Here is a 21,752-nt window from a genome sequence, read left to right as displayed (position 1 = left end):
CATGGAATCCATAGCAAAATGGGGTCGTATAATCGCCTATGTTGCATACGCTTCCTATGCTGTCAATATAGTGGTGGTTTTATTTGGAAAAAATGTAGCAGGCTCTATGGCAGGAGGATTAGCCGGAGCAATTTTTACAGCAATCTTGGGCGGTATACTTAACTACTTCCTATTAAAGTTCTCGAATCATACCTTGGTAGCTATAGCAAACAATAGTGAACTCGATATGGAGAAAGCGGCAGAGAATCTGAATTACTATAATAAAATGACCGGCATTTTGTTAATAATCGTGTTTGCGTTTATGGTATTGGCCTTTGTTTTTGCGGGTCTTTTCAGCAGGTAAAATCAAAGCATATTCGATAAAAAAAGGGCGATCAAAAAGATCGCCCTTTTTTTATCTTGTAGAATAGTAATTGTAATCTTTTAGTAAGGTTTCCAAAAACTGCAAGCTGTCTTGGTCCGACTGAATGTTTAACTTTGATTTAATTCTATCAGCAATCCTTAAACTAAGATTGAAATCATCATTTCTCTTAACATTGTTGATGATCGACTTTAAGGTATTGATGTCACGATCACTCAATTGCATTACTTCTTTATACATTGGTTGGTAGGTGGCCTCTACTTCCGTAAATACGGTGTCTTCCCAACTAGTGTTGTTTTTGGTTTCAATAACCATTGTTCCGGCAATTAAATCGCCAATTCGCTGACTCTTTGGCGTAACAATAACAGCAAAAAGTCCTCCGGCTATTAATGGAAATGTCCACCAAGGCATCTCATTCGCAACGATCAGCCCAATAATAGTTACCGGAAAATCTAATGTACGAAAGGCCCAACGTAACAAATACTGACCGAAGCTGGGTTGGCCACCATCTATGGTAATTACCTGTAGTTGAAATACCATTTTTCCGATACTCCTACCATTAAAGAATTGTTCCATAAATAAATGGTAGAACACCGGAACCAAGCTGAACAACATGTGTAAAATATTCTTCTCTTCAAAAACTCCGGTAATAATATCTCCTCCTAAGGCCAGCGCCAAAAGCCTCAAATATACATAGCTAATCAAAAGATCAATCATCCAAGCAAACATCCTTTTGTGGAAGGGAGCTACTTGAAATTCAAGCTCAATATTGAACCCTGTATCTAATTTTACTGCCGGCATTTTTATTCTATAATTTCGTGCTTCGGTGCGAGGTTTACCGTAATTTAGAAGTATATTTATTGTATAAAAGTAACACTTGAATCTTTTAAATCCTAATGAGCGGTGCGAGAAGGTCTCTTTATCAAGAAAAATATCGAAAAGTGGAAGCAGTATCAGTATAGAAAAGCGAATGATCCTGACGAAATGGCCAATCAATTCACCGAATTGGTCAACGACCTCGGCTATGCAAAAACGTTCTATCCACATAGCAAAGTAACTACCTACCTGAATGGCTTGGCCTCTCGAATCTATTTAGGTATCTATAAGAACAAAAAAGAACGCATCTCCAGAATTTGGCGTTTCTGGTCAACCGAACTTCCCCTCATCGTTCGAAAACATCATCGAGAATTAACAATTGCGTTTGGTATCTTTCTGCTCTTCTCCATTTTTGCAGCTTTTTCAGCAGCAAACGATAACAGCTTCGTGGCCGGAATATTAGGCGATGATTATGTGGAAATGACCCAAGATAATATTGCTAAAGGGGATCCCTTTGGTGTTTATAAAGACGAACAGGCATTCATGATGTTTGTTCGAATTGCATTGAACAATATTAGAGTTGCATTTCTCACTTTTATCGGTGGCTTACTCCTTTCAATTGGTACATCCTGGTTTTTGTTGGTGAATGGAGTCATGGTTGGCGCATTTCAATACTATTTCTTTGCAAAGGGATTAGGTTGGGCCTCAGTATTGGTGATTTGGATTCACGGTACACTAGAAATCTCTGCAATTGTAATTTCGGGCGCTGCCGGATTGATTTTAGGAAATAGCATTTTATTTCCGGGAACTAAAACGAGACTGAATTCCTTGAAGCTAGGAGCCAAAGATGGTATTAAAGTAATGCTCGGAATTGTTCCTATGCTTCTTATGGCTGCACTATTAGAAGGCTTTGTTACACGCCACACAGAAATGCCAAAACTTTTAAGTATTTCAATTCTGACAGTTTCATTCGTATTCGTGTGTTGGTATTTCGGTTGGTATCCTATTCAAGTAGAAAAAAGGCAAGGCATTAAAAAGGAAGAAGTGAAATCATGAGCATCACCCTACGGAAATACTTGCTAATGTTTTGTATGACGCTGTTCTTTCATGTTGGAATGGCTCAGAAGAATGTATTGGACTCAATTGTAAAGAACAACTACAACGATACCCTAATTTACGATGAAGAAGTAGTGCCGGATGAAGATTTGGATGCAGATACGTCAGCTCCTTCCGTTAGAGAAAATATCATCAATGATACATTTGTTTGGAAACGCCTGAACGATAGTGCTGTGTTGGCATTAAAAAACAGTAAAGATTTCCGATACGCCAATGACTCTTCCTATTGGAAAAAAATAATTCAGAAAGAACAGGAAACCTCAAACGACGGTTTGTTTTCCGGTAATGCACCTAAATGGCTGTCGCAATTTGGTGTTGTTTTAATCATTCTTGTATTGCTCTTTGTTGTTTATAAATTGGTCGTCAATAATAGCCTCTTCGAATTTGGGTCAAAAAAACCGATTGAGCAACCTGAAATTGATCTGTCGGAGGAAGGACTGCATCTTGAAAATATAGATGAACGACTAACCAAAGCAGAAAGCGAAAAGAACTACATTCTTTATTTACGGCTATCGTATATTAAAACACTTTTTCTTTTGAATAAAGCCGGAGCATTGAACTATGACAAGCAGACTACAAATATGCAGTACGTTTTTAAAATGCGAAATCACCGACTCTACAATGAGTTTAGGAAATTAGCATATTTGAGCGATTACATCGCATATGGAGGATTCGAGATAAACGAAACTCAATTTGTAAAATTCAAAGAGGAATTTTCTTTATTTCAAAGCAAACTGAATTTGTGAGACGTATCCTAACGATATTATTTATTCTAAGCATAACGCTGATAGTGGGCTGTTCAAAAAAAGAAGAAAAAAAATTGAACAGAAATATTTCCTTGTGGAAGAACGATAAGATCCCATATGGAACTTGGTTTGCCTATAATCAATTACAATCTCTTTTTCCCAAGGCTAAAATCACATCCAGTAAAAAGAGCCCTTTGGAATACCCTGAAGTGCAATCGATTTTTAACAGCGCTGAACCGGGTTCAGGGAAATCAGCAAGAATAATAATCGTAAGAGAATTCATGCCTAGCCCAAATGAGCGACAAGCCCTGCTTAATTATGTTTGGGAGGGAAATCAATTACTGCTTTCAGCTTTTGATATCGATAACAACTTTCTCGATTCTTTGAACTTGAAATTAAAAAATGCAGAGTTTTCATTTGAAGAAGACAATACGGCTGTTTCCAGTATCGAAAATTTTGAAACCTTCGCCCTCGACTCTTTTTACTATCCCGGATTTACCTATCGAAGTAATTTTCAAGAATACGATAGTACCTATACCTCTATTTTAGGTAGAAATTCGAACGGGAAAGCCAATTTTGTTCGAATACAATACTCTAATGGGGGAGCCATTTACATTCATTCCAATCCTTTTGTTTTCACTAATTTCTTTCTCCTGCATAAGGACAATAGAACCTACTATGAACTTGCTTTGTCGCAATTTCCTGAACGAATTCAATCAATTGAATGGAATGAATACTTTAGGAACAATTCTTCACGCAATTCAAAGAACAGCGTGTCTAGGGCCTTATCCTGGGCATTAAAACAGCCGGCACTTGCTTTGGCGTTGCTGCTGTTGCTGTTACTTTTAATATTGGTTTATTTTTTCGATACAAAACGAAAACAGCGGAAAATAGATGAAAAACCACCCTTGCGCAATACCAGCCTCGATTTCGCAAGAACGATCGGGCAATTGTACTATCAACAGCACAATAATTCAAACTTGGTGCAAAAGATGGCGCAGCATTTTTATGAACATGTAAGAACCCATCTCAACATACCTTCCACAAAAGTGGACGATTCTTTTGTAAGTTTAGTAGCTTTTAAAACCGGAATCGAGCAAGCAGAGCTAAAATCTACTTTATACTTAATGAAGCAATTGAGTGAGCAGCCGGAGGTTTCAGATGAAGAGGTGATACTTTTAAACAATAAACTCGAATCATTTTATAAACAGGCATAAACATGGAATCAAATTTTTTTGAACAAAGAACCGATTTGCAAGAATTGCAAGAAGCGGTATTCACGCTTCGATCTGAAATCGGGAAAGTAATCATCGGTCAAGAGCAAATGGTGGAATTACTTTTAGCCGCCATTTTAGCCGATGGCCATGTATTGATCGAAGGTGTTCCAGGAGTTGCAAAAACACTCACGGCAAAACTCCTTAGTCGTAGTATTTCCGTTGATTTTTCCCGCATCCAGTTTACGCCCGATTTAATGCCCAGTGATGTGATCGGTACTTCTGTATTCAACCCGAAAGATTCACAGTTCGAGTTCCGACGTGGTCCAATATTCTCTAACATCGTGCTAATTGATGAAATCAACCGTGCCCCTGCAAAAACTCAGGCAGCCTTGTTTGAGGTGATGGAAGAACGTCAAATAACCATGGACGGAACCACCTATGTTCTCGACAACCCTTTCATGGTAGTGGCCACTCAAAACCCAATAGAGCAAGAAGGTACCTACCACCTTCCCGAAGCTCAACTAGATCGATTTCTTTTTAAGATTTTGGTAAGTTACCCCACTCAAGAACAAGAATTGCAAATTCTGCAGAATCAACATGCCAATAACATGGCCACAATGGTTGATCAAGTAACGCATGTGCTCAATCACCAGCAAATTGAATCACTACGATTACAAGTTCGAAAAATTCATATTGAAGAAAAACTCTTGCATTTCATTACAGCTATCACTACCAATACAAGAACAAATAAGTCTATTTATTTAGGGGCTTCACCTCGTGCCTCAATCGGAATAATGAATGCTGCAAAAGCGATTGCTGCAATGGAAGGGAGAGATTTTGTCACCCCTGAAGATATTGTGAAAGTGGCGACGCCGGTTCTCCGTCACAGAATCACGCTTAGCCCGGAAAAGGAAATGGAAGGCATCACAACTGATGAAGTAGTGAGTCAAATTATTCAATCTATTGAAGTGCCCAGATAAGAATGAATTTCCTAAAAGCACTATATAATAATCCTGTTTTTATCGGTCGAAGGCTCTATTTAGCCCTCGTGATACTGATTTTGGCGTTCGTTCTGTCCTTTTTTCTGCCATGGCTTCTATTGGTAACAAAAATTGCTGTTATAGCGCTTGCTGTAATTGTTTTAGTAGATGCTGCTACGCTGTTTTTGCCACGTAGACCCATACTTGCAAATAGAATTTGCTCCGACCGCTTTTCCAATGGTGATCAGAATAAAGTACAACTGAAAGTCTATAACAATTTTCCCTTTACTTCTCAAATTGAGATAATTGATGAATTGCCGATTCAGTTTCAGATTCATGATTTTTCCAAGAAAGTTGCTGCGAAGTCAAAAGAATCTTCAATTGTTGAATATTCACTTCGCCCTGTTGAGAGAGGCGAATACCATTTTGGTTCCTTATTGGTCTATTGTAAAAGCCCCTTACAATTACTCATCAGACGAATCGAATTTACGCAAGAGGAGCGAACTATCAGGGTACTACCTTCCTACTTTCTAATGCGCCAATATGAATTAAAAGCATTCTCTAATAACCTCCAAGATGGAGGTTCAAAGAAGATCCGAAAAATTGGTCACAGCCTTGAATTCGAGCAAATCAAAGAATACGTTCGGGGCGATGATATCCGGAGCATTAACTGGAAAGCTACGGCTCGCAAAGGCGGCTTGATGGTCAATAATTATACCGATGAAAAGAGCCAACAAGTGTATTGCTTGATTGATAAAGGTCGTGTCATGAAAAGCCCTTTCAATGGACTTTCACTTTTAGATTATGCTATCAATGCAAGCTTAATATTAAGTAGGGTAGCGCTCATAAAACAAGATAGGGCCGGACTCATCACTTTCGATCATCAAATCGGTCAAGTAGTTCCGGCTTCAAGGGTACAGGGCCAAATGACCAATATCCTTGAAACCTTGTATAACCAACAGACTCGTTACCTGGAAACCGACTATGAGAAGCTTTATGCCCAGCTTAAGTTTAGAGTGAACCAAAGAAGCCTATTGATACTCTTTACTAATTTCGAATCAATGGCCGGTTTAGAGCGTCAGTTGCCGTATTTAAGGGCCATTTCTAGATCACATCTACTCTTAGTAGTATTTTTTGAGAACACTGAATTGAATCAAATAACCTCTCAGAAATCTCAAAGCCTGGAGGATATTTATATGAAAACCATTGCTGAGCGCTTTTCATACGAAAAGAAACGCATGGTAAAAGAACTGAGAAAACACGGAATTTTTACCATTCTTACCGAACCTGAAAATCTCACGATCAACACCGTGAATCAATACCTCGAATTGAAATCGCGACAAGCCATCTAGCTTAATTCCCCGAACTTGGTTAGCTTTGCAGCATGAATACGAGTGCCAACCCGTTTGATGCAGGTAAAGTGTTATTAATCGACAAGCCCCTAGAATGGACTTCCTTCGATGTGGTTAGAAAAATTAGAAATGCAGTCCGTACCAAAAAAGTAGGACATGCCGGCACACTCGATCCATTAGCAACCGGGTTGTTGATCGTTTGTACCGGAAAGTTCACCAAACGAATCAATGAATTCATGGCACAGGAAAAGGAATACACCGGAACATTTACAATTGGTGCCGTTACACCTACGTATGATTTAGAAAGCGATCCGGAACAACAGAAGGATTGGACCTCGATTTCAAAAGAAGCAATCTTAAGCGCAACCACTCCTTTCATTGGTGAAATACAACAGATTCCTCCGGCACACTCTGCAATTAAAGTGAATGGTAAACGTGTTTATGAACTGGCAAGAAAAGGTGTGGAAGTAAAACTTGAACCAAGAACCATTACAATTAAAGAATTTGAAATTACTGATATCAAGGACAATGTAATTGGTTTTCGTGTAGTATGCACAACCGGAACCTATATCAGAAGTTTAGCACAGGATTTTGGTCAACAATTAGGTGTTGGCGCCTATCTAAGTTCTCTACGCCGCACCCGCATCGGCGAATTCTCAGTAACTACGGCTTACACCATGGAACAAGCCCAAACTATGATTGCAGAAACGCTTTCAGCACAGTAGAGAATTTTTCGATCTCAAATAGTTATTGATTGAGTTTTGAGTTATTGAGTTCGGTGTAGTAGGCATTGGGCCTTAGGCTTTAGGTCTTAGGCTTTTTTTGACTACAGATTAGCCTCCAATATTCAATCAACCTGACAGCGATCAGGATTTACAGGATTAAAGGATTTACAGGATGGATAGTCTACCTCCTTACCCTCGTTCCTCGTTTCCTCTCATCCTCGTTCCTATTTTCCCCCTGTTCCTCCTCCTGTTCTTTCTATGTATTTCATCCCACATCTACAAACTCACAAATTCACTAATTATCTCCCCGGCTGTTTCATTATTAATTATTAATTCTTAATTATTAATTAAAAAGGGTAATTGATCCCCAACTGAAACTGCCCATTCGCAATTCTCAAATCATGAAACCAGCCGTCATTTATAGCAACCCAGCGAGGGTCTTTCAATTTGTAGGCCCAATCAAATCGTATGAGGAAATAGTCGAAGTCTAAACGTAAACTGGTGCCACCACCAATAGCGAGGTCTTTATAGAGTCTGCTGAATTGGAAACTAGCTTCCGGAATTTTATCTGTCAAGTTCGCATCTTTGAATTCATTGCTCCAAATATTACCCATGTCAACAAATAAAGCGCTCTTTACTTTTATTCCTGCTACTGTTGTTAAATCAAATCGATATTCCATATTTGCTTCCAACTGCATGTTGCCAAAACGGTCGTTGGCTCTGGTTCCCGAAGTATCATAAAGTAGGGTACTACCAGGTCCCAAGCGTCGAACTTGCCATGCACGCATACTATAAGGTCCACCTGCGAAATAAGCTTTGAAGAAGGGCAGGTTGGTTTCCGGCTGATCGCCTTTTTTACCGTAAACGTAACCATAGCCAAAAAATCCTCTAAAAGCTAAGGCTGATCGATTGTAGCTAATTAAATGTTTGTATTCAATATCTGTTTTAACAAAGCGGAACAAATTGTTTCGCTCCAAATTTTTAATAAAACCAAACAAGGCACCACTTTCTTCTATGCGAACTTTGAAGTTAGAACGGCGTTTGCCTTTGATCCATGTTGTATTCATGGATGCTATCGTACCAATTACAAATCCATCGTTAAAGGCATAGCGGAGCGAAGGAATTTGCTGAATCAATTTATTCAAACTATCCTTTCCATCTAAGCGAGTATACTCCACATTTATCGGAATCAATTGCCAATTGAATCGTTTTGATGACCATTCGTAACCAAAGCCACTGTTGATTGAACTTACATTGTAAATATCTTTTCTAATAGTATAGCTACCATTGATGTTTAAAATGGTGCGTTCGTTGGCGATTTTCTTTTGAATTTTATCACTGATCTTGAAAGGGACAATCAATCGAGGAAAATTGATGCTGTGTGATAAATTCGTTTGAAGTGTTTGAATAAAACTAGAACCGAATTCTACACCAAAGCGGGCATTGGTATTGGTTTGGATCGACTGTCTAAAAGCGTTTCTATTGGTCAAAGCAAAGTTCAAACCAAGGCCAAAGAATTGGGAAGTGGTTAAATAATCGGCTATATTTCTGCTCGCTTCTAAGTCAACTTTAAGATTACGCTTGAGAGAAGGATACAAACGGATTTCAGCATCTAATAGCGGTACACTATCGTATCGCTCTGTAAGTGCAACATCTGCACTTTGCCAAGCACCCAGCCTGTTAAACGTATTGATCGTTTTATAATAATCCGTTTCATTGTACAACTTTCCGGGAACCAAACTTACATATCGATTCATAAAACCAAGTTTGAATCGATTACTTAGAAATCTAAATTGATACGGTTTTACAGTACTGTCTTTGTATATGAGAACGGAGTCTTGTACCAAACTTTGGTCGGGCAATATGGTAACATTACCAATGTAGAATTTCTTAACTTGGTTGGAATCGGAGGGAGGCTTTTGCTTGAATACAATTTTAATAGTGGGGTTCTCTGATTTTTTCTTCAAAGAATCCAATAGTCTAATTTGTTCAAATGGATCCAACGTAGGATCGATCAATGCCGCAACAACAGTATCTACCAAAGCATATACATCATCGGGCCCAATTTTATAATACCCATTTTGATGAAATTGGCTCACCAATCGATCACGTTCGGCGGCAATGGCACCAATGGAATAAGGATCGTTTGCTTTGATAACGGGTTTTGTTTGTGGCTCGGTGGCTATTTCCTGAAGCGCGGGTGTTGTTAGTTGATAGGTTACCGACTCAACCTTGGTCTGCTTCCCCGGTGTTACAAAAAAATTGATATGCACTCTCTGCTGATCACCTTTCTTTACCACGTAAAAACTATCTCGAATTTGAGGGTAGAAATAACCTATAGAGGTGAGTAGTGCTTTTAAAAAGATTCGAGAACGAGCAATATTTGAACTGTCAAATCCGGGAGGGTTTTGCAATACCCGAACACCTGCATAACTCACATACCTAGTTTTGATGGAGTCGTCTAACTGATTTTCTAGTTTACTGATCAATTCAGCCTTGGGTAGTCCGGTTAGGGGAGAATTGAGATAGATGGTTGTTTTGTAAACAAAAGGTTTATTGCGCGGCAATTTCTTCGACGCTCCACAGGAGGTACTGAATAATAACACCAGCCCGGCTATCAGGTAATGGGTTATAACTTGAAATAAACTAACTTGCTTCCGGGCTAACATAAAAGGAATAAATCTATCACAATGCTGGTTAAATCACAGGTCAAATATATTCAAAGTTTAAGCCAGAAAAAATTCAGGGATGAAATAGGGGAATTCACAGCCGAAGGTCCCAAAATAATTAACGAATTCTTGGCTGCACCAAATATTCAAATCAAAGAAGTGTTCGCCCTGGCCTCTTGGATCGAAGAACATGAAAATGCGCTTAAAACAGCCGCCATTCCTTTTACGGAAGTAAGCCACCAAGAATTGGAGCGCATTTCACAGCTTCAAACACCCGCCGAGGTGTTGGCAATCGTAAAAAAGCCTGTTTTTAATGCAGATAAGCCAGTTTCACCTTGGATACTAATTCTCGATACTATCCAAGATCCCGGTAATTTAGGAACAATCATTAGAACAGCCGATTGGTTCGGAATCACCGATATCGTTGCAAGCCCCCAAACAGCCGATTATTTGAACCCTAAAGTAGTACAAGCTACCATGGGCAGCTTATCGAGAGTTCGAATCATTTATACCCCACTTGAGTTTTATATCGATCAAATCAAAGATCGACCCATATTGGCTGCTCACCTAAACGGCAGCCCCTTGCAATCAATCCAAAAACCTGAAAAAGGAGCTTTGATTATAGGTAATGAATCCAAAGGAATTGCCGCTAATCTAATCACTGATAAGGTTGTCAAAATAACCATCCCGGCCAAAGGTGGGGCAGAATCTTTGAATGCTGCGGTAGCCACCGGCATTCTATTATCGCACCTTACCTGAACTGAATCGCCCGAATCGGCTGTACCGTTTTCACAATTGCGGAAGGAATAAGAAGAATCAAAAAGCACACTACAAAAGTGGCCAATACCACTAATGCAACCTGCCACCAAACTAGGTAAACAGCAGCTTTGGAGATATAATATGTGTCTTCAGACAATGTGATAAATCCATACTGGTATTGAAGCCAACACATAAGAAGTCCCAATAGCAACCCACCCAAAATGCCCACTCCCGAAATGATACTACCCTGATATAAAAATATCCGTTGAACAGTGCCATTCGGACTTCCCAGCGCTTTCAACAAGCCAATCATTCGGGTCCTTTCCAATACGAGAATCAGCAAACAAGTAATTAAATTAAGGGTTGCAATCACCATCATAATAGCCATCACAATGTAAATGGTTTGGTCTTGTAACTGCAGCCAATCAAAAATCGAAGGGAACGACTCTTTGATCGTTTGCGAAGTAACGTCAAAAGGAAGATAAGGTACAATGTCGTAACTAACGCGGTCCATATCATTGGGTTGATCTAAAATCAACTCATATCCGCCAATTTGTTCGGGTGTCCAGTCATTCAATCGTTGTATCAAGCGCAAATCGCCCAGTGCAAAAAGCTTGTCGTACTCTTCAATACCGGTTTTGAAGATACCCACTACCGTGAGTTTCCGTGGTCTAGGTGGTGCTCCGTTGGGTTGAATAAAGAAAATCATGACTTGGTCCTTCACCTTCAAATTCAGTTGCTTTGCCATGGAAGCAGAAAGATTGATTTCTTTATTATAGCTGCTATCATCAAAATTGATCCATCTTCCTTCAACCAGAAAGTTCTTTAAGTTATCAAAGCCATAGTTTTTTTCTACCCCTTTAAAAAGCACACCTTCAATTGTTTCCGTAGTCTTTAATATGGCGTTTTTTGTGGCGTACGCTTGCACCTTTTTGATTCCTGGCACCATTTTGGGCAAATTCAGAACGGAATCGCTTTTTCGGACCGGTAATTCTTCGGCAATGGCTACTTGTTGAGTGCTATTGTAATTGATCACTCGCACATGCCCGAAAAAACTGAATACTTTATTGCTGATAGTTTGTTGAAAACCACCGGCAAATGCAAGGGTTACGATCATTACAGCCACACTAATAATGGTAGCTGCAACCGACAATCGTACGATGAATCGGGAGAAACTTTTCTGACCGCTAAATGCTACCCTTCGGGCAATGAACGCTGCTATATTCAATCGGCATGGTTTTCGTTTGTCAAAAATAGTGGGTACCTTTCAATCTGCCGTATTTTTTAAGGGTTCCAACCTATTCAAATAACGTATTTTTAGTTCATGAAGCATTGTTTCAGCATCCTATTGGCCCTCTTCATTTTGCAGGTAAAGGCACAAATTCCTGAAATGGTGGTGGCGCCTAATATTGCCACTGTGCAACTTTTTCAAAATGGCAACCAATTGGCCTATCCCCTCATTCGTTTGAATGCCCTAGAACAAATGGAACTTCATTTCGACGATCTGGATCCTTCCGTTAAAAGCTATTATTATACCTATCAATTGTGCAATGCCGATTGGACACCAGCCATGCTGAGCCAATTTGATTTTATCAAAGGATATTCCCAAACCCGATTAACTACCTACCGAGTTTCATCCGTTGCCTTTACAAAATATGTGCACTATCAGGCCGTACTTCCCGATCGTAACTCCATTCCTTCCCGTTCCGGCAACTATATTCTCAAAGTTTTTAAAGACGGAGATACTTCAAAACTGCTTTTTACCAAACGATTTCTGGTGGTTGATGACAAAGCCTCCATCTCTGCGGCCATAGTTCAACCCTTCAATTCTCAAATCATTCGCACCCATCATAAAGTTCAATTCAGAGTGAATTTCAGCGAACAGTTGAATTTGATGAACTATTTGCAACAAACCAAAGTGATGATTTTACAGAATGATCGCTGGGACAATGCTATTACCCATGTTCGACCTACTTTTTTCAATCGAAACATAATGGATTTTGATTGCGAAGCAGATGCTGTTTTTCCGGCCGGTAAAGAATGGCGCTGGCTTGATTTGAGAAGTTTTCGATTGCAAAGTGATCGAGTCTTGAATGCCATCTACACCAAAACTTCGACAGAAATTTTTGTGAAACCCGATGCAGATAGATCGAATCTTCGAGTGAATTTCTTCCGAGATGCCAATGGAGCTTACTATATTCAAAATACAGAAGGCTTGAATCCCTATTGGCAGGGCGATTATGCCACTGTTCACTTCGCTTTTGCTCCGGCCGGCGGCCAGCCCATCCGTGGCAAAGACGTGTACATAGTAGGTCGCTTTACCAACTATGAATACAATAGCAAAACGAAACTCGTATTCAATGCTGAGAAGGGTTTGTACGAAACCAGCTTGTTTCTGAAACAAGGCTATTATGACTACGCCTATGTAACCATCGACCAAGGAACGCAACCAGGTCCCAAACAACTGCCTGATTTCCAACAAACCGAAGGCAATTATTGGGAATCGGAGGACGAATACACCATACTAGTATACTACAAGGCTTTGGGGGGGCGACACGATGAATTGGTGGGTGTATCAAAGGTTAATTCCATGACCAATAAAACCCTCCGATAAAGGCTTTTTAGAAAGATCTATAAATCTGCCCGCTGCCAATGTTTTTTGTCCTATATTTGCGGCGGCAGGTCTTACACGACCAGCTCCTGCCGAACCTCCCCAGGGTCGGAAGGCAGCAAGGATAGGCGGTTGTAGCGGTGCGATGTGAGTAGCCTGCCATTTTTAAAGAAATTCTCGAGAGCCAATTTGGAAGAACCTTTTTTCAATTTGGCTTTTGTTTTTTATATCGCAATCATTCAAATATCATATCAAATGAAATTTTTTATTGATACAGCCAATTTGGCTCAAATTAAGGAAGCCAATGAATTAGGCATCCTCGACGGTGTTACTACCAACCCATCATTAATGGCCAAAGAGGGCATTAAAGGCGAAGCAGCTATTTTAAAACATTATGAAACTATCTGCGAATTAGTAGATGGAGATGTAAGTGCAGAAGTATTGTCAACCGACTTTGCCGGCATGATTGAAGAAGGTAAAAAATTCGCAGCGATCCATCCAAACATCGTGGTGAAAGTTCCCATGATCAAAGATGGTATCAAAGCATTGAAATGGTTCTCTGAGAATGGAATCAAAACCAATTGCACCTTGGTGTTCTCTGCCGGTCAAGCTATTTTGGCTGCAAAAGCAGGCGCCACTTATGTTTCTCCTTTTATCGGTCGTATCGACGATAGCAGTTGGGACGGTATCCAATTGATCGAAGAAATTGCTCAGATCTATACCATCCAAGGTTTTAAAACTGAGATCTTAGCAGCTTCTATCCGCAACGCCCTTCACATTGTGAAATGTGCTCAAGCCGGTGCTGATGTATGCACTTGTCCGCTCGATTCAATCTTGGGATTGTTAAAACATCCTTTGACTGACATCGGCTTGGCAAAATTCATGGAAGACGCTAAGAAAATGTAATTCTAGTAGAATAGATCATATTACAATGGCGCTGCAACTGCAGCGCCTTTCTTTTTATTTAGCAAACAAGAACGAATCTATTAATTAATACGTTCAAATTTTTCAGTTCTGCCCAACAAGCTAATGCCAATATAGCCTTTTACATGTAAGTAAGATCCATCCAACCACATTTTGCAGCTATAAGTTTTACCTGACTTGGGATCATAAATTTCTCCATCAATATACTCGTCGTCGTCAAATTTGAAATCAGTCAAGAAAGTCATACCTACAATTTCCCTTGATCGCAATTCGGGTTTGGGGTTTTTGGCATCTTTTCTCGGGTTGGAACTCCAAATGATTTTTCCATAGTACTTATTACCTTGTTTGAAAATCTCAACCTTGCCATCTTTTTGAGGACTCCAATACGTGCCAATAATTTTGTCGGCCTGTGCACTCGCCTCTTTCGCTCCAAACAGCAGTGCAGCAATCATAAAAAAGATCACTTTTTTCATATGATAGTTTTTAGTTCAACCTTAAAACAACTCAATTCAATTTTGGTTGAACAAACTCCAATCTTACCCAATTTCCTCGATTAAACCTGTTGACACTGCAATATATTGGATGAATACTGGAAAGAAAAGCGATTGTGCTAATTGGTGAATTTGATAGTTTGAAAATTAGTTAATTGAATACAAGAACGAGGTTGATTGAAAAAGAGAACAGCGCAAGTAGCTTGTTGGCAGAGCGGAGAGAGCGTAAGCTCGCGTAGCTTTATTCAAGCGTAAGCTTGCCTTTGAATTCAACTACAGTGTTGGCGCAAGCGTCAGCTTGTGCCAACATTGATATCCCATTTGGGATTATGATAGTTTAAAAATATGTTGATTAAAAAAAATGATGCATATGAGAACTTTACGAATTCTTTGCGTTCCGGCTGTTCCCCCGCGCAGCGGCTTTGCGCCCTTAAGTAGAAGACTCTTCGAATTTCAGTCTGCCAAAAACTTAACTACCCTCAGCCTCTCCAACCTCCAACCACCAATTCTTTGCGTTCCGGCTGCTCCCCGCGCAGCGGCTTTGCGCCCTTAAGTAGAAGACTCTTCGAATTTCAGTCTGCCAAAAACTTAACTACCCTCAACCTCTCCAACCTCCAACCACCAATTCTTTGCGTTCCGGCTGCTCCCCGCGCAGCGGCTTTGCGCCCTTAAGTAGAAGACTCTTCGAATTTCAGTCTGCCAAAAACTTAACTACCCACAACCTCTCCAACCTCCAACCACCAAACCTTTGCGTTATGGCTGTTCCCCGCGCAGCGGCTTTGCGCCCTTAAGTAAAAGACTCTTTGAATTTCGTTATGTCAACAACTTAACTACCCACAACCTCTCCAACCTCCAACTACCAAACCTTTGCGTTACGGCTGTTCCCGCTTCGCGGGATCTGAATACATTTAAACGCAAAGTTTTAGATATCTCGAGTGCAGCAGTCTGTATTCAGTTGGGCTTCGCCGGAAGGAGGCCTCCGGCCAGCGCGGTTGGCAGTCATATTGAGTAGGTATCATTCCGCCTTCGGCGGAATTAGGGATTTTACGCTGCGTCATCGCTGCGATCGCTGCGTCGCCGCGGTTAAAAAAATCTTTGAATTCTTCGCGCACTCATTTCTCAAATATTTGACTCTTCGAAAATCAAACTGCCAAAAACTTAATTAACCTCAGCCGCTCCAACCTTCAACCACCAAACCTTTGCGTTCCGGCTGTTCCCCGCGCAGCGGCTTTGCGCCCTTAAGTAGAAGACTCTTCGAAAATCAAACTGCCAAAAACTTAACTACCCTCAGCCTCTCCGACCTCCAACCACCAAACCTTTGCGTTACGGCTGTTCCCGCGCATCCTCATCGCTAACATCCTTGTATCTTTACCCCAATTAATACATCGTATGTCAAAAAAGTCTTTGCTTGTCCTATCTCTTTTATTTTTCGCATATATCGGCATCCTGTTCTCTGAACGAAACGGGGTGAACCTCAACTGGGGACTCGTAAAAATCGCCCTCAATTTCACCTTCCTAGTCGCCATGATCTATTATCTCTACGGGTTCTTCAAACTCTCACCGGGTCAAACCTATACACGAAAATTCGTCCCCATTCTCTTCATTGTTGCACTCATTGCCGGTACTCAATTCGTTGCTTATTTTATTAAAACCGACGGTGGTAAAACCATTTTCATTCGAAAAGAATACCAATCACCAAAACAAAAGCAACTCCTCCTCATTTTCAGAGATAGCAGCTTTAAATTACTCAACATTGAAGGAAGAACCGGCACTTACTATCGAGGACAAGCCCTTCTTACTTCCAAAACGATCCTACTCAAGTCCTCTCAAACCCTTCCGCAATTGCTGTTCGACCTAAATCTGCCTAATCCTTAAATCATCATGGTATAAAAAAAGCCCGCTTCTTACGAAACGGGCCTTTGTTGCTTGTCATGTCAGTGAACCAAGTTTATCTCAAGAAGAGCATTTCTCTGTACTTAGGCAACAACCAGAACTGATCGTCAACCAATAACTCAATCTTATCAACTGAGTAACGAATTGCATCGAAATAAGCATCTTTTACAGTAGCTTGATATGCAATTGCTTTCTCACGTGTATCGCTCAATGCATTCGCTGCTTTGCGAGCCTCAATCATTTTCTCAACCAAATCACTCACTTTAGCAACATGCTCAGAGATCTTGGTAAGAATTTGTTTTTGGTTTGCTACAGCTGCTTCTCCCAAACCTAAATCAGTTAAAGATTTAACATTGGTAGCCAATACATTCATGTATTTAACCGCAGAAGGAAGAATGTGACTAGTGCACAACTCACCCATAATACGAGCTTCGATCTGTACTTTCTTAATGTACTTCTCCAACTCAATTTCGTGACGTGCTTCTAACTCAACATGTGTCAACACATTGTTTGATTCAAACAAATGCTTCGCTTTCTCAGTTACATAAGCATCCAATGCTAAAGGAGTAGTGCGAACGTTTGGTAAACCTCTTTTTGCAGCTTCTTCATGCCACTCATCGCTATAACCATCGCCTTCAAACAATACTTTTTCGCTCGCAACAATGTACTCACGAATAACATGCATGATCGCGATTTCTTTTTTCTCGCCTTTCTCGATCAACGCATCAACGTCTTTCTTAAAGGTTTTCAAAGTTTCAGCCATGATGGTGTTCAAGGCAGTCATCGCATTCGCACAGTTAGCAGAAGAACCTACTGCACGGAATTCGAATTTATTACCGGTGAAGGCAAAAGGAGAAGTACGGTTACGGTCGGTATTGTCCAACAACAACTCAGGAATACTTCTATGTAAGTCTAATTTTAAGATAGCTTCGTCTTGTTCGTCGAACTTACCACCTACGCGTTGTTTTACATCGTTCAATACTTTCGTTAAGTACTGACCAATGAATACAGAGATGATCGCAGGAGGAGCTTCGTTCGCACCCAAACGGTGGTCGTTACCGGCAGAAGCAATAGATGCTCTCAGGATGTCTGAATAGTCATGAACCGCTTTGATAGTATTAACGAAGAACGTTAAGAACATCAAGTTGGTCTTTGGAGTTTTACCTGGAGCCAATAAGTTCACTCCGGTATCAGTAGCCATACTCCAGTTGTTGTGCTTACCACTACCGTTGATGCCGGCAAATGGTTTCTCATGAATCAACACGCGCAACTTGTGACGACGGGCAACGCGCTCCATAATGTCCATCAACAAAGTGTTGTGGTCTACCGCTACACTCACTTCTTCAAAGATAGGAGCACACTCAAACTGAGCAGGCGCTACCTCGTTGTGACGTGTACGCAAAGGAATACCCAACTTATAGCTTTCTGTTTCAAAGTCTCTCATGAAAGCATACACTCTCTCAGGAATTGCTCCGAAGTAATGATCTTCCAATTGCTGACCTTTCGCAGGTGAATGTCCAAATACAGTTCTACCGCTCATTACTAAGTCAGGACGTGCATTGAAGAACGCTTCGTCAATTACGAAGTACTCTTGCTCCCAACCCAATGTTGCAGTGATCTTTGTAACGTTCTTGTCGAAATAGTTCGCTACTTCAACAGCAGACTTGTTCAAAGATTCCAAAGACTTCAACAAAGGAGCTTTATAGTCCAATGTTTCGCCGGTATAAGAAACGAAGATGGTAGGAATACACAAGGTTTTACCATAACCGATCTCCATAATGAAAGCAGGTGAAGAAGGATCCCATGCAGTATAACCGCGCGCTTCGAAAGTTGCACGAATACCACCACTAGGGAATGATGAGGCATCTGGCTCTTGTTGAATTAAAGCCGCACCGTCGAACTCCTCGATAGCTGTACCATCACTCTTCAAAGTAAAGAATGAATCGTGCTTCTCAGCCGAAGTTCCGGTTAAGGGTTGGAACCAGTGCGTGTAGTGTGTTACACCTTTGCTTTCAGCCCACTGACGGATACCCGCAGCAATCTGATTCGCAACAGCACGGTCAATTTTTTTACCACCTCTGATTGATACCAAAAGGCTTTTATAAGCTTCGTCGCTCAAAAATTCACGGGCTGTCTTCAATGTAAATACATTCTCTCCGAAAATGCCGGTGATTTTTGCCGCTCCCTTAACTTCAACATCCTTCGATGTGCTCGAAAGATCGTTGATGGCTTTAAAACGTAAATTTTCCATTAGTTTTTAATTTTTCGTTCCCACAAAGAAAAGAAGAAATAAATTAAAAAACGTTGAATATTTTCTAAATTTTCTATGTTTACGAGCGTTAGTGTGAATAAAATGGTGAAAATGCTAAATATTTTGGGTGAAAATGAGCAAAAAATTGGAAAAATATAAATATGTAAAAAAATATTAATTTGTATTTCGGGGGCGAAACATTGCCAACCCAATCCAGAGATAGAAGAACACCATTCCGGGTACAATATACCGTACGATTGCACCAGGATAGGGTACCGTAAATCCAATAATTAAATACAAGCTAACGCTAAAGATTAGAAGCGAACCAATAGCCGGTGATTTCGCAAGAGAGAGTAATTGATGAGGGTATCTAAATACAGCAAACAATAACAAGACCCAAAATAACAGATGACTGCCACTAAAGAATAATTGAAGCGCTCCTTTGGCTTCCCAAGGAAAGGGTCTTAAAAAGCTATTTGAAAATGCTTGCGGCAATACTTTAATATAAGTGACCCAACTACCGTCTAATTGCCCCAAAGGAAGAATCGTTTTTCCATGCAACTGGCGATAGCTGTTCTGCAGCGATGCAATTTTAAGTGGAATAGAATAGGAGGGAGGAAGAAAAGAAGATAAAATAAACAGGGCTATCAAAGTTCCATACACCCAAACAGCCGTCCTTCCAATCAGTCGGTTCTTTCTTACAACTAAATACCAAACCAGAAGAGCCGGAGCCAATAGCACCATAATTTGTTGGCGGAATATCAATACCCCAACAATGCCCAATGCTAAATAGCAAAGGGATCGTTTTTTGAATTGAGTTAATAATGAATCAAATGCATTTATTACCAACATCATGCATAAGAACAAGTAACCATCGCCCCGTATGCCACTTAGCCAAAACGCAATCGGAGGAAAGAAACAGAGTAGTAGGAATGGCCAAGGTCCTTGCACTTGAAAGCGCTTCCGCACCCATTTTAAAAAAATCAAGGCCGACCAAATCTGAATAAAATTGAACAAAACAGCATTGATATAATAATTTCCCCCACTCACTACATGGAACAATCCCAAAGGCTTGGTAATAAAACTCCATTCCAGGTCTACTAAATAGTAGTACCAATTTTTACCCCACCCTTCATACCGCTCAAATGCAGCTATTGGATTGAAAGGTTTGAAGAATCCAACCGGATCGGTTCTTAACAATTCGAATTCTTCAGCACCGCCTTTATTAAAATACCAAGTATCGTCTCCCCCATAATAGTGCAAATAGATATAACCGTACAAGCACCCCAGTAAAATTTTGGAAAAATAACCTAACAGCAGCCATTTCCAATGCAAGCCCGCAGAAAAACGCTTGTTTAAATAAACAAGGAAATAACTGAAAAGCCCCAGCGTTATTATGAAAATGATGATGGACTGCACAACGCTGAAAGTTATTCATTTTTAATGAATTGTTCCCTACTTATAAAGTAATTGTATCTTTGTTTCGCATGGATTTCAACCCCTCTACATACAAACGGATCGCCTTCGTTTCCAATAACGCTTGGTCGGTTTACAATTTTAGATGGGATGTAATTCAATACCTGATCAAGAATCAATTTGAGGTGTTGGTAATAGCCCCCGACGATGATTTCTCTCACCGACTCACCGAAATTGGGTGCCAATTTATTCCCATTCATTTTGATAATAAGGCGGCCAAACCGCTTGCCGATATTCGCTTTTACCGTGAGTTGAAACAACTCTACAAAAAATGGAAGCCCGATTTCATTTTTCATTATGTGGTAAAACCCAATATCTACGGTTCATTAGCCGCTGCTTCTCTTGGAATTCCTTCGGTTGCAGTAGTTACTGGATTGGGATATGCCTTCGCAAAGAAGAATTGGTTGAATACAGTTGTCAAAAATCTTTACAAATTCGGCTTGAAGAAGACCCGTGAAGTATGGTTCTTAAACAACGACGACGCCCGCATTTTTATCAATGAAAAATTGATTCCTATTGAAAAGGCCAAAGTATTGCCCGGCGAAGGCGTAAATACAAATTTCTTTAAACAGGGATCGCTACCACATACAAAGAAAAAGCAGCCCTTTACTTTTCTGATGAGCACTCGTTTGCTACGAAGCAAAGGAATTGCAATATATGCTGATGCTGCTAGAATTTTGAAGAATAAAAACTATGATTTCAACTGCGTTTTGATTGGCTTTTTTGAGAAAAACCATCCCGATTCTATTCATCAAGAAGAACTGGATAAATGGCAAAAAGAAGGCCTAATAAAATACGAAGGCTATACCGATCATGTGAAAGCCTATTTGGAAAAAGCCGATTGCTTTGTTTTCCCTTCTTTTTATAATGAAGGAGTTCCGCGATCGTTAATGGAAGCAGCATCTATGGAATTGCCCATTATCACAGCTCAAAATCGAGGTTCAAAAGAAGTAGTTCAACACGAACTCAATGGGTTTATTTGCAATAGTAATGACCCCTTCGATTTAGCCGATAAAATGGAACGTATGCTCAATTTGCCCGAAACGGCGTTGATGGAAATGGGATCCGCCGGAAGGAAATTGGTAAAACAAAAATTCGACGTGCGCCTCATCATCCAAGAATACCTCCACACCCTCAATAAAGAATGGATCGATTAAATTGACTGTCATCACCGCTAAGAGCGAGGAGATTTCGCGAAGTTTTTTTGAATCTTAGAATACTCAGCCGCTAATCTGTGAAAATCTGTCATAATTTGTGCGAATCCGTGGTCAAAAAAATATTCTCCGTAAACATAGGAGAGCGCAAAGATTTCGCGAAGTAGTCTTTTTTTACCGCGGCGGCGCAGCGAACGCAGCGTTTTCGCAG

At 40.3% G+C, this 21,752-nt stretch carries 18 protein-coding genes and 1 other RNA gene; 13 read left to right on the top strand and 6 right to left on the bottom strand.

The features are described 5' to 3' along the window. Window position 1: 1 nt before the first annotated feature. A complete protein-coding gene (locus ACQ2HE_RS08185; RefSeq protein ID WP_430898720.1) occupies window positions 2–343 on the top strand; it encodes a hypothetical protein in 342 nt (113 codons plus the stop codon). Window positions 344–394: 51 nt separating this feature from the next. On the opposite strand, the gene ACQ2HE_RS08180 is transcribed toward ACQ2HE_RS08185, so the two are convergent. Next, the gene (locus tag ACQ2HE_RS08180) at window positions 395–1,162 is read right to left on the bottom strand and encodes an RDD family protein (protein ID WP_430898722.1); all 768 of its coding nucleotides are present in this window, start codon (window positions 1,160–1,162) and stop codon (window positions 395–397) included. 102 nt (window positions 1,163–1,264) lie between these two features. Between ACQ2HE_RS08180 and ACQ2HE_RS08175 the strand changes: the two genes are divergently transcribed. The 6 genes from ACQ2HE_RS08175 to truB all read left to right on the top strand — a co-directional run bounded on the left by ACQ2HE_RS08175 (window position 1,265) and on the right by truB (window position 7,313). Beyond that, entirely contained in the window at window positions 1,265–2,233 is a 969-nt protein-coding gene (locus ACQ2HE_RS08175; RefSeq protein WP_430898724.1) for a stage II sporulation protein M, read from the top strand. Beyond that, the gene (locus ACQ2HE_RS08170; RefSeq protein ID WP_430898726.1) at window positions 2,230–3,039 is read left to right on the top strand and encodes a hypothetical protein; all 810 of its coding nucleotides are present in this window, start codon (window positions 2,230–2,232) and stop codon (window positions 3,037–3,039) included. The genes ACQ2HE_RS08175 and ACQ2HE_RS08170 overlap by 4 nt, the downstream gene beginning before the upstream one ends. Further along, window positions 3,036–4,256 carry a DUF4350 domain-containing protein gene (locus ACQ2HE_RS08165; RefSeq protein ID WP_430898728.1) on the top strand — a complete coding sequence of 407 codons (1,221 nt, stop codon included), beginning with the start codon at window positions 3,036–3,038 and terminating at the stop codon, window positions 4,254–4,256. The genes ACQ2HE_RS08170 and ACQ2HE_RS08165 overlap by 4 nt, the downstream gene beginning before the upstream one ends. Window positions 4,257–4,258: 2 nt before the next feature. Then, complete coding sequence (locus tag ACQ2HE_RS08160; protein ID WP_430898730.1) at window positions 4,259–5,236, top strand: AAA family ATPase; 978 nt, start codon at window positions 4,259–4,261, stop codon at window positions 5,234–5,236. A gap of 68 nt (window positions 5,237–5,304) precedes the next feature. After that, entirely contained in the window at window positions 5,305–6,588 is a 1,284-nt protein-coding gene (locus ACQ2HE_RS08155; protein WP_430898732.1) for a DUF58 domain-containing protein, read from the top strand. Window positions 6,589–6,620: 32 nt separating this feature from the next. Further along, the gene (gene truB, locus ACQ2HE_RS08150) at window positions 6,621–7,313 is read left to right on the top strand and encodes a tRNA pseudouridine(55) synthase TruB (protein WP_430898734.1); all 693 of its coding nucleotides are present in this window, start codon (window positions 6,621–6,623) and stop codon (window positions 7,311–7,313) included. 347 nt (window positions 7,314–7,660) lie between these two features. Here truB and tamL read toward each other — a convergent pair whose 3' ends face one another. Then, window positions 7,661–9,982, bottom strand: coding sequence for a translocation and assembly module lipoprotein TamL (gene tamL, locus ACQ2HE_RS08145; RefSeq protein ID WP_430898736.1), 2,322 nt, complete (start codon window positions 9,980–9,982; stop codon window positions 7,661–7,663). A 21-nt stretch (window positions 9,983–10,003) separates the two neighbouring features. On the opposite strand from tamL, the gene ACQ2HE_RS08140 reads away from it, so the two are divergent. After that, window positions 10,004–10,741, top strand: a complete 738-nt coding sequence (locus tag ACQ2HE_RS08140) for a TrmH family RNA methyltransferase (protein WP_430898738.1) — start codon at window positions 10,004–10,006, stop codon at window positions 10,739–10,741. Here ACQ2HE_RS08140 and ACQ2HE_RS08135 read toward each other — a convergent pair. Beyond that, a complete protein-coding gene (locus tag ACQ2HE_RS08135; protein WP_430898740.1) occupies window positions 10,734–11,969 on the bottom strand; it encodes an ABC transporter permease in 1,236 nt (411 codons plus the stop codon). The two genes, ACQ2HE_RS08140 and ACQ2HE_RS08135, sit on opposite strands and share 8 nt — an antisense overlap. Window positions 11,970–12,065: 96 nt before the next feature. Between ACQ2HE_RS08135 and ACQ2HE_RS08130 the strand changes: the two genes are divergently transcribed. The 3 genes from ACQ2HE_RS08130 (at window position 12,066) to fsa (ending at window position 14,258) form a co-directional block, all read left to right on the top strand. After that, window positions 12,066–13,355: a type IX secretion system plug protein gene (locus ACQ2HE_RS08130; RefSeq protein ID WP_430898742.1), complete on the top strand. Its 1,290-nt coding sequence runs from the start codon at window positions 12,066–12,068 to the stop codon at window positions 13,353–13,355. Window positions 13,356–13,417: 62 nt separating this feature from the next. Further along, window positions 13,418–13,517: signal recognition particle sRNA small type (gene ffs, locus ACQ2HE_RS08125), an RNA gene on the top strand. Between the two features lie 90 nt (window positions 13,518–13,607). Next, window positions 13,608–14,258 carry a fructose-6-phosphate aldolase gene (gene fsa / locus ACQ2HE_RS08120; protein ID WP_430898744.1) on the top strand — a complete coding sequence of 217 codons (651 nt, stop codon included), beginning with the start codon at window positions 13,608–13,610 and terminating at the stop codon, window positions 14,256–14,258. 80 nt (window positions 14,259–14,338) lie between these two features. Here the strand turns inward: fsa and ACQ2HE_RS08115 are convergent, their stop codons facing one another. After that, complete coding sequence (locus tag ACQ2HE_RS08115; protein WP_430898746.1) at window positions 14,339–14,749, bottom strand: DUF2147 domain-containing protein; 411 nt, start codon at window positions 14,747–14,749, stop codon at window positions 14,339–14,341. Between the two features lie 1,407 nt (window positions 14,750–16,156). On the opposite strand from ACQ2HE_RS08115, the gene ACQ2HE_RS08110 reads away from it, so the two are divergent. Further along, complete coding sequence (locus ACQ2HE_RS08110; protein WP_430898748.1) at window positions 16,157–16,642, top strand: hypothetical protein; 486 nt, start codon at window positions 16,157–16,159, stop codon at window positions 16,640–16,642. A 73-nt stretch (window positions 16,643–16,715) separates the two neighbouring features. On the opposite strand, the gene ACQ2HE_RS08105 is transcribed toward ACQ2HE_RS08110, so the two are convergent. Next, on the bottom strand, window positions 16,716–18,911 hold the full coding sequence (locus ACQ2HE_RS08105) for a glutamine synthetase III family protein (protein WP_430898750.1): 2,196 nt from the start codon (window positions 18,909–18,911) through the stop codon (window positions 16,716–16,718). A gap of 174 nt (window positions 18,912–19,085) precedes the next feature. Beyond that, window positions 19,086–20,330, bottom strand: a complete 1,245-nt coding sequence (locus ACQ2HE_RS08100; RefSeq protein ID WP_430898752.1) for a hypothetical protein — start codon at window positions 20,328–20,330, stop codon at window positions 19,086–19,088. A gap of 68 nt (window positions 20,331–20,398) precedes the next feature. Between ACQ2HE_RS08100 and ACQ2HE_RS08095 the strand changes: the two genes are divergently transcribed. Continuing rightward, the gene (locus ACQ2HE_RS08095) at window positions 20,399–21,544 is read left to right on the top strand and encodes a glycosyltransferase family 4 protein (protein ID WP_430898754.1); all 1,146 of its coding nucleotides are present in this window, start codon (window positions 20,399–20,401) and stop codon (window positions 21,542–21,544) included. Window positions 21,545–21,752: the final 208 nt, after the last annotated feature.

This window comes from Endoryza foliicola, from assembly GCF_050589245.1.
In the GTDB taxonomy this organism is placed as follows: domain Bacteria; phylum Bacteroidota; class Bacteroidia; order Chitinophagales; family Chitinophagaceae; genus Endoryza; species Endoryza foliicola.
The sequence above is the reverse complement of the archived record's forward strand: the minus strand, read 5'-3'. Positions and strand labels throughout refer to the sequence as shown.